The 11,199-nt window shown below is 39.8% G+C and carries 11 protein-coding genes and 1 pseudogene; 6 read left to right on the forward strand and 6 right to left on the reverse strand.

Annotated features, from left to right (window positions below; genetic code table 11):
- The first annotated feature begins 9 nt into the window (after nt 1-9).
- Nucleotides 10-267, forward strand: a complete 258-nt coding sequence (locus N8L90_RS00105; RefSeq protein ID WP_000371299.1) for a DUF896 family protein — start codon at nt 10-12, stop codon at nt 265-267.
- A gap of 310 nt (nt 268-577) precedes the next feature.
- Here N8L90_RS00105 and N8L90_RS00110 read toward each other — a convergent pair.
- The 5 genes and pseudogenes from N8L90_RS00110 to N8L90_RS00130 all read right to left on the reverse strand — a co-directional run bounded on the left by N8L90_RS00110 (nt 578) and on the right by N8L90_RS00130 (nt 3,699).
- Nucleotides 578-1,407 (reverse strand): annotated as a pseudogene (locus N8L90_RS00110) (IS630 family transposase).
- A 25-nt stretch (nt 1,408-1,432) separates the two neighbouring features.
- Nucleotides 1,433-1,597 (reverse strand): hypothetical protein, encoded by a 165-nt coding sequence (locus tag N8L90_RS00115; protein ID WP_203175416.1) that lies wholly within the window; start codon nt 1,595-1,597, stop codon nt 1,433-1,435.
- 252 nt (nt 1,598-1,849) lie between these two features.
- Nucleotides 1,850-2,665: a TIGR03943 family putative permease subunit gene (locus tag N8L90_RS00120; RefSeq protein ID WP_261023741.1), complete on the reverse strand. Its 816-nt coding sequence runs from the start codon at nt 2,663-2,665 to the stop codon at nt 1,850-1,852.
- Nucleotides 2,662-3,567 (reverse strand): permease, encoded by a 906-nt coding sequence (locus N8L90_RS00125; RefSeq protein ID WP_261023742.1) that lies wholly within the window; start codon nt 3,565-3,567, stop codon nt 2,662-2,664. The genes N8L90_RS00120 and N8L90_RS00125 overlap by 4 nt, the downstream gene beginning before the upstream one ends.
- Nucleotides 3,568-3,699 (reverse strand): SPJ_0845 family protein, encoded by a 132-nt coding sequence (locus N8L90_RS00130; protein WP_000268685.1) that lies wholly within the window; start codon nt 3,697-3,699, stop codon nt 3,568-3,570. It abuts the gene before it with no gap.
- Between the two features lie 290 nt (nt 3,700-3,989).
- Here N8L90_RS00130 and N8L90_RS00135 point away from each other — a divergent pair, with 290 nt between their 5' ends.
- The 5 genes from N8L90_RS00135 to N8L90_RS00155 all read left to right on the forward strand — a co-directional run bounded on the left by N8L90_RS00135 (nt 3,990) and on the right by N8L90_RS00155 (nt 10,007).
- Nucleotides 3,990-6,119 carry a Tex family protein gene (locus N8L90_RS00135; RefSeq protein WP_247953121.1) on the forward strand — a complete coding sequence of 710 codons (2,130 nt, stop codon included), beginning with the start codon at nt 3,990-3,992 and terminating at the stop codon, nt 6,117-6,119.
- Entirely contained in the window at nt 6,106-6,555 is a 450-nt protein-coding gene (locus tag N8L90_RS00140) for a SprT family protein (RefSeq protein ID WP_261023743.1), read from the forward strand. Before N8L90_RS00135 ends, N8L90_RS00140 begins: the two co-directional genes overlap by 14 nt.
- A 58-nt stretch (nt 6,556-6,613) precedes the next feature.
- Nucleotides 6,614-6,886 carry a PspC domain-containing protein gene (locus N8L90_RS00145; RefSeq protein ID WP_033685104.1) on the forward strand — a complete coding sequence of 91 codons (273 nt, stop codon included), beginning with the start codon at nt 6,614-6,616 and terminating at the stop codon, nt 6,884-6,886.
- Nucleotides 6,887-7,258: 372 nt separating this feature from the next.
- Complete coding sequence (locus tag N8L90_RS00150; protein WP_000173372.1) at nt 7,259-8,017, forward strand: ABC transporter ATP-binding protein; 759 nt, start codon at nt 7,259-7,261, stop codon at nt 8,015-8,017.
- Between the two features lies 1 nt (nt 8,018).
- On the forward strand, nt 8,019-10,007 hold the full coding sequence (locus N8L90_RS00155) for an ABC transporter permease (RefSeq protein ID WP_247932798.1): 1,989 nt from the start codon (nt 8,019-8,021) through the stop codon (nt 10,005-10,007).
- Between the two features lie 41 nt (nt 10,008-10,048).
- Here the strand turns inward: N8L90_RS00155 and N8L90_RS00160 are convergent, their stop codons facing one another.
- Complete coding sequence (locus tag N8L90_RS00160; protein WP_247932799.1) at nt 10,049-10,744, reverse strand: VIT1/CCC1 transporter family protein; 696 nt, start codon at nt 10,742-10,744, stop codon at nt 10,049-10,051.
- Nucleotides 10,745-11,199: the final 455 nt, after the last annotated feature.

The following is an 11,199-nucleotide window of genomic DNA, read 5'->3' on the forward strand; positions in this document are numbered from 1 at the left end:
GAGAGAAACATGGATCCTAAAAAAATTGATCGTATTAACGAGCTTGCCAAAAAGAAAAAAACAGAAGGCTTGACCCCAGAAGAAAAAGTAGAACAAGCCAAACTACGTGAGGAGTACATTGAAGGTTATCGTCGCACTGTTCGTCACCACATCGAAGGAATCAAAATTGTGGACGAAGAAGGGAACGATGTTACACCAGAGAAACTACGTCAAGTCCAACGTGAAAAAGGATTACATGGCCGTAGTCTTGATGACCCAAATTCATAATATGTATTCTTTCTTTTAACAAAGATAGATGAAATAATACCAAAAGACTATCATACATAAATGAGCTGCACCTCAAAAGTTAGAGCTAGAAAATCTAACTTTTGAGGTGTTTTATTATGAAATTGAGTTATATAGTGAATTGAAATAGGATACGAACAAAAAGATTAGTGAATTCAAATTAATTTCTATACAGGTTTTAGAATTAGTTGTGTACTATTCTAGATTCAATCCATTATAAATATATGCTCTAAAATGATGGTCGCTGAGTCTTCTATCGTCAAGAAAAACCATCAAATCCCTCGTATTATAGTCATTTAGTTTTCAAAAAGCGCTCTAAATATTTGAAAATATTTGGGACTTCCCTTAATAAATCCGTCACTTTCTTTTTCAAGATAGGCCAAGTTTGCTCAATAGGATTCAAATCTGGTGAATAAGGCGGTAGGGGTAAGAAAAAGTGTTTATCTTGGATGCAGAGTTCATCCAAGATGTTCTTGGGATGAAAACTAGCATTGTCTATGACAATGACATGAAGTGTCTTCAAAGCAGGCAGAAGTTGCGTTTTGAACCACTCCACAAAGAAGTCGCTCATCATACTTTCCTTGTAAATCATGGGAGCTATAAACTCTCCGTCTACTTGTCCTGTAACAATTGAAGTCCGCTCAAAACGCCGTCCGCTAATCTTTTCATAGACTTTCTCCCCTCTAGGAGCCCGTGCATAAGGACGATAAAGGTAGCGGTCGATTCCTGTTTCGTCAATATATACGACTGGTAAATCTTTTAAGCTATTCAAAATATCAAGAAATTCAGCGACTTTCTCTGGATCTTGTTTCTTAAAGCTAGTCGTCCTTTTTTAAAGTGACCTTAATCTACTTTAAAGCTGCCCATACTGAAGGAACAACACAATCAAAATGTGCCGCAATTTCCCGTAAAAAAGCGTCTGGATGAGCCTCTACAAAGGCTTTTAATTCTTCTAAAGAGATCTTCCGCTTTTTGACGACTCGCTTTTTCCTCTCTAAGTGTCCTTGTTCACGTCTTTCTTTTCCCACGTGAAGAGAATTTTGACGCCAACATCAAAACTTTAGCTGCCTCGACATGGCTGTGTCCTTCTTTGATGTAATCTAAATGCCATAGCTTTATTATAAGCTGGTTATTTTAAACTAAGCAACTATACCATCCAATCTAAGGCATTGTGAAGAGCTACAGTAGTTGTCCCAAATTTCTTCTGAATTTTCTTTGGCTTATTAGTATCTAGTAGACCATCTAGAATACAACAAACGATAGACTTTTGGTGGACATCAATTCCACAACGAGTTTCAATCATAACTTCCATTATAAAAACCTCCTGTTAACTATTTGAACAATAGAACAAGAGGTTACTAGTAAGATATTTTCATGCTCAAGGCATATTCGAGTTATTTCATGACTCTTGTTCATCCAGTTTTTTGTAGAGGTTAGGAAAACCCCTATTAAACACCACGGATTTGTATTGTCCATCTTCATTAATTATAAGATAAACTTCTTTTTCTGTCATGAGTTATCAGGCTCTGTCTGCTTAGAGTTTTTTATGAACTTGGTTTGCTTTTTAAAACACGCGATAAACATAGGGATTCTCTGGTTTATCGACTTTGGTAAAGCTATCGATTTCCAAGGTTGGGAGATTTTGTTTGAGTTCTTTATGGTAGTGATTGACCAGTTTTCCTTTGGCTGTTATCCAGGTGTTGTTCTCATATTGACGGGTATTTCCCTTGGTCAGCAATCCATAGACACCTGAATCTGCTATACAGTGGATAATGCCGAAGCGGAACAGAAATTGGCTATTGGCATGACTGGGGTCATTATAGACAAAGCCTGTGAACTGGACTGTCTTGCCCTCAAATTCATCTGGATAGTCGTAGATAGCTTCCATGACTTCCATATAGTTTTCGTTGGTGATCTGAATGCTACCTTGGGACAAGTATTTATCCGCCGCAGTACGCATTTCCTTTTCATAGGCTGATTTTGAAAAATAAGAACTGGTATCTGGTTTCAAATATTGGCTTGTCGTCCCTTCACTTGTCTGAATGGCTTGATCCGTGCCTTCTGATAAGGGGAAGTGATATCCTTTGGCAGAAACGGTCTGAGAATCCAAGCTAACAGTTGGAAAAGTTAAACCGACGACAATAGGAATAGCCAGAAGAGCAACACTAGTAACCTTGGCCAATCGGCTGTTCAGATGACTGTGGGTTTTGACTTGCTTCATCCAGATGTACAATTGAACAATAGCCAAGATAAAGGAAAGCACCATGGAAATATAGGCCAAATAGGAATAGTGCATGTTGATGTACTGGTTTAATTTGCCCGACAGATGGAGATAAATAGTCAATTCAAAATAGCCAGCTAAAACTAAAAATCGAATCATAGGATGACTCCAATCAAGAGAGAATACACTAAGACGACAAGAGTCACAATCGTAATAAAGTGACTGATAAATCGTGCTTTCAAGTAATTTTTCATCATGAGAATATTTTTGATATCCAGCATTGGGCCAATGACGAGAAAGGCCAGAACTGGTGCCAAACCGAAACTCGAGAGAAGAGAAGCACCGATAAAGGCATCCGCCTCACTACAGAGCGACAGAAGAAAGGCCAAAAGCATCAAGAGCAGGATGGCAAAAAGAGGAGTTGCGCTGATAGAAGTCAGAATCCGAGTTGGAACATAGACCTGTATCATAGAGGCAAAGAGACAGCCAAATACCAAATAGCGTCCCGTATCAAAAAATTCATCAATGGCCTGCACAAAGACCTGAAAAACTTTTTTTGCAGGGGTCAAGTGAGAAAAATCATGTTCATGACAGGCCAAACGATTTTCTTTTTGAATCGGTTCTTGCCAGAAAAATCCTAGAAAAATCCCAAGTATCACAGCCACAAGAATGGAACCAAGAGCTCGTAATAGGGCGATATGGAAGGAGTTGCCAAAGGCAGAATAGGTCGCAAATAGAACAATGGGATTGATAACAGGTGCTGTTACGAGAAAGGGAACGGCTGTGTAACTGGGAACCTTTTTTTCCAGAAAACGATTGATAATGGGGACGATTCCACATTCACAAGAAGGGAAAAGCATCCCGATAAAGGTCCCAAAAAAGATTCTCCCCCAACGATTTCGAGGGAGAAAATGATAAACCTTTTCAGGTGTGATATAAACCTCAATCAGTCCTGAGACAATACTTCCTATCAGAACGAAGGGTAGGGCTTCAATGATTATAGAGAGAAAAATAGCCCCAGTCTGAAGCACACTAGACGGGAGTTGTTGGAAAGCAGTCATCTAGTTTTTCTTTTCTGCTTTGGCTTTTTTCTCTTTATCATCAGGGAAAGTGACTTGTTTCAAATCAGGGAGTTTCGCAAACTCTTCAAACATCTTGTCCAAGTCGTCTCGTTTTGTAAATTTTACAGCCATAGGTGTACCTCGATTCTAAATTCTACCTCTATTATACTATTATTTTGAGGAAAAGGGCGGTTTTTAATTTGTTTTCGATAGTTGATATTCTTCGAAAATCTCTTCAAACCACGTCAGCTTCGCCTTGCCGTAGATATCATAGGTATAGGTAACTGACTTCGTCAGTCTTATCTACTACCTCAAAACGGTGTTTTGAGCAATCTGTGGCTAGCTTCCTAGTTTGTTTTTTGATTTTCATTGAGTATGAAAAGGATTGGAGCAAGCCTTCCCGCTTGTGGTATAATAGATTCATGGATAAAAAATATGAAAAAATCTCCCAAGATTTGGGAGTGACGTTAAAGCAAATCGATACCGTTCTAAGTTTGACAGCTGAAGGGGCGACAATTCCCTTCATCGCGCGTTATCGCAAGGACATGACTGGTAGTCTGGATGAGGTGGCGATTAAGGCCATTATTGACTTGGATAAAAGTCTGACAAATCTCAACGACCGTAAGGAAGCTGTTTTAGCTAAGATTCAAGAACAAGGCAAGTTGACCAAGGAATTGGAAGAAGCTATCTTAGCTGCCGAAAAATTAGCAGACGTAGAAGAACTCTATCTTCCATACAAGGAAAAGCGTCGAACCAAGGCAACTATTGCCCGTGAAGCCGGACTCTTTCCGCTTGCTCGCTTGATTTTGCAGAATGTAACTGACTTAGAGAAGGAAGCTGAAAAATTCGTCTGTGAAGGATTTGCGACTGGGAAGGAAGCCTTGGCTGGTGCAGTTGATATCTTGGTCGAAGCCTTATCTGAAGATGTCAATTTACGCGCTCTAACTTATCAGGAAGTGCTGAGACACTCTAAAATCACCTCGCAGGTCAAAGATGAGAGTCTTGATGAAAAGCAGGTCTTTCAGATTTATTATGACTTTTCAGAGACAGTTGGAAATATGCAGGGTTATCGTACCTTAGCCCTCAATCGTGGGGAGAAGCTAGGTGTCTTGAAGGTCGGTTTTGAACATACGACGGACCGTATTCTAACTTTCTTTGCTTCTCGTTTCAAGGTGAAAAACGCCTATATAGATGAAGTTGTCCAACAGTCAGTTAAGAAAAAAGTTTTGCCTGCTATCGAGCGACGCATTCGGACGGAATTAACTGAGAAAGCAGAAGAAGGGGCTATCCAACTCTTTTCGGACAATCTGCGCAATCTGCTCTTGGTTGCTCCGCTGAAAGGGCGCGTGGTTCTTGGATTTGACCCTGCCTTTCGTACAGGTGCCAAGCTAGCTGTCGTGGATGCAACAGGAAAAATGCTGACAACTCAGGTCATTTATCCTGTCAAACCAGCATCAGCTCGTCAAATCGAAGAAGCAAAGAAAGATTTGGCAGATTTGATTGGTCAATACGGTGTAGAGATTATTGCCATCGGTAATGGAACGGCCAGTCGTGAAAGTGAAGCTTTTGTGGCGGAAGTTCTTAAAAATTTTCCTGAGGTTAGTTATGTCATCGTCAATGAAAGTGGTGCTTCGGTCTATTCTGCCAGTGAACTTGCTCGTCAGGAGTTCCCAGACTTGACCGTTGAAAAACGCTCTGCCATTTCTATCGCCCGTCGTTTGCAAGATCCTCTTGCGGAATTGGTCAAAATCGATCCTAAGTCAATTGGTGTCGGTCAATACCAACATGATGTCAGTCAGAAGAAATTATCTGAGAGTCTGGACTTTGTTGTCGATACAGTGGTAAACCAAGTCGGTGTCAATGTCAATACAGCCAGCCCAGCTCTTCTTTCCCATGTCGCTGGACTCAATAAAACCATTTCTGAAAATATCGTCAAGTATCGTGAAGAAGAAGGAAAAATCACTTCACGAGCTCAAATTAAGAAGGTTCCGCGTCTGGGTGCCAAGGCTTTTGAACAGGCAGCTGGTTTCCTTCGTATCCCTGAAAGTAGCAATATCCTTGATAATACAGGAGTTCACCCAGAAAACTATGCTGCGGTTAAGGACCTCTTCAAACGTTTAGATATTAAAGACCTAAACGAAGAAGCCCAAGGCAAACTCAAGTCGCTATCAATCAAGGAAATGGCGCAAGAACTAGACCTTGGTCCAGAAACTCTTAAAGATATCATTGCCGATCTTCTCAAACCAGGTCGAGATTTCCGTGATTCCTTTGACGCACCTGTACTTCGGCAAGATGTCCTAGATATCAAAGACTTAGTGGTTGGTCAGAAGCTGGAAGGTGTGGTGCGTAATGTCGTTGACTTCGGTGCCTTCGTTGATATCGGAATTCACGAGGACGGCTTGATTCATATTTCCCACATGAGTCGCAAGTTTATCAAACACCCTAGTCAAGTGGTGTCAGTTGGAGATTTGGTAACGGTTTGGGTTAAGAAAATCGATACTGAACGTGAAAAAGTCAATCTGTCGCTTCTAGCTCCAAATGAGACTGACTGATTACGTCAAGCAGGTTTCACTAAAAGACTTCGGCAGACCTTTTATCCATCATGCCCAGTGGAATAGGCGTCTACGTTCGACAGGTGGGCGATTTTTCCCAAAAGATGGGCATTTGGATTTTAATCCCAAGGTTTATCAGGAACTGGGTCTGGATGTTTTTAGGAAAATTGTCCGACATGAACTCTGTCATTATCACCTCTATTTTCAAGGGAAGGGCTATCAACACAAGGATCGGGATTTTAAGGAACTGTTGAAAGCAGTGGATGGATTACGCTTTGTACCAACCTTGCCAAATAGCAACTCCAAACCACTCAAGGTCTATCGTTGTCAATCCTGCCAGCAAAGGTATCAGCGCAAGCGAAGGATTGATACCAAACGCTATCGCTGTGGAGTTTGTAGAGGTAAATTGCTACTAATAAATCAGCCTGAGGACTGATGAAAGCCGAGCCTACCCGTGATATACTATATCTAACCTAGCAGAAAGAGGAAATATCATGAATAGTAAATTTTATAAAATGAGACGAAATCGCATGATTTCAGGAGTTTTGGCAGGTCTGTCAGACAAGTGGAACTTTGATGTTACCCTTGTACGTTTTCTGTTTGCCATTTTTACAGTTGCAAACTTTGGACTTGGCGTGATTATCTATATCATCCTAGCTTCTATCATGCCAACCAAGGAAGAAATTGAAGCAGAAATGTACGGAACAGGCCCACGCAAACGCAAAGAAGCCCAAGCTATTGAAGAAAATGATGGATGGTTTTGGTGAGGTAGAAACAGTTATTTTACTGTTAGTCTATGAATTCGACTAATCTATTTTAAAATTTTTGAACCCTTGTATCTGCAAGGGTTTTCTTCTTACTTTCTTTTTATGGTAAAATATTTTTAATGAAATGCCTACATTTCCCCCAATCTTACAAAAATGTAAGATTAAAGTCTCTTTTGTAAGGTTAGGTTATGGCAAGCGGCCTGTTTTTGATGTAAACTAGACTCATAAAGAACAAAGGAGTAACATCATGAAACAAATCTTACATAAGAAAACAAGAAAACCAAGCCATAAAGATATCGAGCGTGTTCAACTGGGATGCGCTATGATGCAAGCAACATTTCATTTGATGGGATATTAAGAAAGGAGATTCTCATGACACTTTTAGATGTAAAACACGTTCAAAAAATTTATAAAACACGTTTTCAGGGCAACCAAGTAGAAGCCCTCAAGGATATTCACTTTACCGTAGAAAAGGGTGACTACGTTGCCATCATGGGTGAGTCTGGTTCTGGTAAATCAACTCTTCTCAATATCCTAGCTATGCTGGATAAACCAACTCGTGGTCAGGTTTACTTGAATGGAACTGACACCGCAACCATTAAAAATTCACAGGCTTCTAGCTTCCGTCGTGAAAAATTGGGCTTTGTCTTCCAAGACTTTAACTTGCTAGATACTCTCTCTGTAAAAGACAATATCTTGCTTCCGCTTGTCTTGTCAAGAAGACCCATTACGGAAATGATGAAGAAATTGGTGGTGACAGCTGAGAATCTGGGAATCAACCAATTGCAAGAGAAGTACCCTTACGAGATTTCTGGTGGTCAGAAACAGCGTGTAGCAGTAGCACGCGCTATCATTACAGAACCTGAAATTCTCCTTGCGGATGAGCCAACAGGAGCCCTTGACTCCAAGTCATCTGCTGCTCTTCTTGATGTTTTTGATGAAATCAATGAGCGTGGACAAACCATTCTTATGGTAACCCACTCAACAGCAGCAGCTAGCAGAGCTAAACGTGTACTCTTTATCAAAGACGGCATTCTTTACAACCAAATCTACCGTGGAGAGAAGACAGAACGTCAGATGTTCCAAGAAATCTCTGATACCTTGACTGTCATGGCAAGCGAGGTGAATTAGTATGTTTCGATTAACCAATAAGTTAGCGGTATCGAACTTGATTAAAAACCGCAAACTCTACTATCCTTTTGCGCTGGCTGTTCTCTTGGCAGTCACCGTCACCTATCTCTTTTACTCCTTAACCTTCAATCCCAAGATTTCGGAAATCCGTGGAGGGACAACCATTCAAGCTACTCTAGGATTTGGTATGTTTGTCGTCACCCTTGCGTCAGCCATTATCGTCCTCTATGCCAATAGTTTTGTCATGAAGAACCGTTCCAAGGAACTAGGAATTTATGGCATGTTGGGCTTGGAGAAGCGTCATCTAATCAGTATGACCTTTAAGGAGTTAGTGGTATTTGGGATTTTAACTGTTGGAGCAGGTATCGGTATTGGAGCCTTGTTTGACAAGTTAATTTTCGCTTTCTTGCTCAAACTGATGAAATTGAAGGTGGAACTGGTCGCTACCTTCCAGATGAATGTTGTCATTGCAGTACTTGTTGTCTTCGGTTTGATTTTCCTAGGCCTCATGTTACTGAATGCCCTTCGAATCGCCCGTATGAATGCCCTCCAGCTCTCGCGTGAGAAAGCTAGCGGTGAGAAAAAAGGTCGCTTCCTTCCTCTCCAAACGATTCTTGGTTCCATTAGTTTAGGGATTGGCTACTATCTTGCCCTTACGGTAAAAGATCCTCTTACAGCCTTAACAACCTTCTTCATAGCTGTTTTACTGGTTATCTTTGGTACTTATCTATTGTTTAATGCAGGAATTACCGTTTTCCTTCAAATCTTAAAGAAAAACAAGAAATACTATTACCAACCAAATAACCTTATCTCAGTGTCTAACTTGATTTTCCGTATGAAGAAAAATGCAGTTGGACTAGCAACCATCGCTATCTTGTCAACAATGGTTTTGGTAACCATGTCAGCAGCGACAAGCATTTTCAATTCCGCAGAAAGCTTTAAAAAAGTTCTAAATCCTCATGATTTTGGGGTTTCAGGGCAAAATGTTGAAAAAGAAGACTTGGACAAACTCTTGAGCCAGTTTGCAAGTGACAAAGGTTATCAGATTAAAGAGAAAGAAGTTCTTCGTTACACTTACTTTGGTGTTGCGAACCAAGAAGGAAATAAGTTAACCCTTTTTGAAAAAGGACAAAATCGTGTCCAACCCACAACAGTTTTCATGGTATTTGATCAAAAAGATTATGAAAATATGACTGGTCAAAAACTGTCTCTATCAGGAAATGAGGTCGGACTCTTTGCAAAGAATGAGGGAGTTAAAGAACAGAAAACTCTAACTCTAAATGATCATCAATTTTCTGTCAAAGAAGAATTTAATAAAGATTTCATTGTCAACCATGTCCCAAATCAGTTTAATATTTTGACTGCTGATTACAATTACCTTGTTGTAGCTGATTTACAAGCCTTTTTGGATCAATTCCCAGATTCGGCTATCTATAATCAGTTTTACGGTGGCATGAATGTAAATGCCAGTGAAGAAGAACAACTCAAGGTCGCTGACGAGTATGATAAATACCTCGATCAGTTTAATGCTCAATTAAACACGGAAGGTAGCTATGTTTATGGTAGTAATTTATCAGATGCTAGTGCTCAGATGAGTGCCCTCTTTGGTGGTGTCTTCTTTATCGGTATTTTCCTATCCATTATCTTTATGGTCGGAACCGTTCTGGTCATTTACTATAAACAAATTTCTGAAGGCTATGAAGACCGTGAACGCTTTATTATCTTGCAGAAAGTCGGTTTAGATCAAAAGCAAATCAAGCAAACCATTAACAAACAGGTTTTAACTGTTTTCTTCCTTCCTTTGCTTTTTGCCTTCATACACCTAGCCTTTGCCTACCATATGCTTAGTCTGATTTTAAAAGTGATTGGTGTAATAGATACGAATATGATGTTGATTGTGACCTTGTCTATCTGCGCTATCTTCCTCATCGCCTATGTGCTGATTTTCATGATTACTTCAAGAAGTTATCGCAAGATTGTGCAAATGTAAAAAAGATACCTCGACTTCAAAATCGAGGTATTTCTTGTCTTCTAAATGCTGAAAAGTTGTCCGAGCAGGAAAGTAACTCCCATGGTCAAGAGGCCAATAGCGAGGTTCCGAATCATAGCTGTTTTGGTTGGGGCTTTTCCAAGTTTGGCACTAGTGTAACCAGTGAGAAGAAGGGCCACACCGACGATAAGGACAGTAGCAGGGATGCGGTATTCACTTGGGAAAATAGTTACTGACAGCATTGGTGGTAAGCTACCAAGGAAAAAAGAAATAAAGCTAGAGATAGCAGCATGCCAAGGATTGGTAAACTCTTCATACTCAATCCCATATTTTTCCTCTACCAAAGCCTTGAGCGGATTATTTAAAAAGGCTTTGTTGGTGAGAAGTTGGGCTGATGTTTCACACTCGCCATTTTGAATATAGGCAGCATAGAGGGACTTTTTGGCTAGTTCCATATCTTGGTCTAGCAAGAGTTTCTCACGCGCAACGGCTGCTTCCTCGGTATCTTTTTGAGTTGAAACGGATACATATTCTCCACCAGCCATTGAAAAGGCACCGGCCAAAATAGCTGCAAATCCAGATAAAAAGATAATCCAGATATTGCTGGTAGCACTGGCAACCCCAATAACTACACCAGCAATGGAAATAATTCCATCATTGGCACCAAGAACACCAGCACGTAGGATATTTAAACGACCTGCAAAATTTGAATCGATTTCGTGATTTGTTTCTGACATACTAATCTCCTTTTTATCCAGTATAAAGGAAACAGTTAATGAAATCAATCTTTTAAAAGTATCTGAAAAAAGTTGCACGATTTTAATGATATAAAATGTCGACATCTTCTCTAATAGATCAAACACCGAAGGTAAAGGGTATAGAATTGCATAAAAAATTTTAAATTAAATATGAAAATCATTTTGTTCACTTTATAATCGTTTACAAGAGAATAACTAGTATTAAATCAAATAAAATACAAATATTTTGCGAACTTTTTTATATTTTTTTCGTAAAACGCTTTACAAGTTCTTGGAAACATGATATAGTAATAAAGCTTAGAAAATAAGATGATGTTTTCTAGCAAATATAAACCCGATTAAAAAATGCCTACGGACAGGCAGGGTTGAATGCCGAAGCGTGGTTGAAAAACCACATTATTGATAGGGTTAAAAGCCTACTTTTATAAGTTGAT

Source organism: Streptococcus mitis (assembly GCF_946190115.1).
In the GTDB taxonomy this organism is placed as follows: domain Bacteria; phylum Bacillota; class Bacilli; order Lactobacillales; family Streptococcaceae; genus Streptococcus; species Streptococcus mitis_CO.

What these genes read in the sequence shown, in the direction of transcription:
- N8L90_RS00120 (WP_261023741.1), bottom strand. Translation starts at nt 2,665, where the DNA reads ATGATTCGATTTTTAGTTTTAGCTGGCTATTTTGAATTGACTATTTAT.
- N8L90_RS00155 (WP_247932798.1), top strand. Translation starts at nt 8,019, where the DNA reads ATGTTTCGATTAACCAATAAGTTAGCGGTATCGAACTTGATTAAAAAC.
- N8L90_RS00115 (WP_203175416.1), bottom strand. Translation starts at nt 1,597, where the DNA reads ATGGAAGTTATGATTGAAACTCGTTGTGGAATTGATGTCCACCAAAAG.
- N8L90_RS00145 (WP_033685104.1), top strand. Translation starts at nt 6,614, where the DNA reads ATGAATAGTAAATTTTATAAAATGAGACGAAATCGCATGATTTCAGGA.
- N8L90_RS00150 (WP_000173372.1), top strand. Translation starts at nt 7,259, where the DNA reads ATGACACTTTTAGATGTAAAACACGTTCAAAAAATTTATAAAACACGT.
- N8L90_RS00160 (WP_247932799.1), bottom strand. Translation starts at nt 10,744, where the DNA reads ATGTCAGAAACAAATCACGAAATCGATTCAAATTTTGCAGGTCGTTTA.
- N8L90_RS00130 (WP_000268685.1), bottom strand. Translation starts at nt 3,699, where the DNA reads ATGGCTGTAAAATTTACAAAACGAGACGACTTGGACAAGATGTTTGAA.
- N8L90_RS00105 (WP_000371299.1), top strand. Translation starts at nt 10, where the DNA reads ATGGATCCTAAAAAAATTGATCGTATTAACGAGCTTGCCAAAAAGAAA.
- N8L90_RS00140 (WP_261023743.1), top strand. Translation starts at nt 6,106, where the DNA reads ATGAGACTGACTGATTACGTCAAGCAGGTTTCACTAAAAGACTTCGGC.
- N8L90_RS00125 (WP_261023742.1), bottom strand. Translation starts at nt 3,567, where the DNA reads ATGACTGCTTTCCAACAACTCCCGTCTAGTGTGCTTCAGACTGGGGCT.
- N8L90_RS00135 (WP_247953121.1), top strand. Translation starts at nt 3,990, where the DNA reads ATGGATAAAAAATATGAAAAAATCTCCCAAGATTTGGGAGTGACGTTA.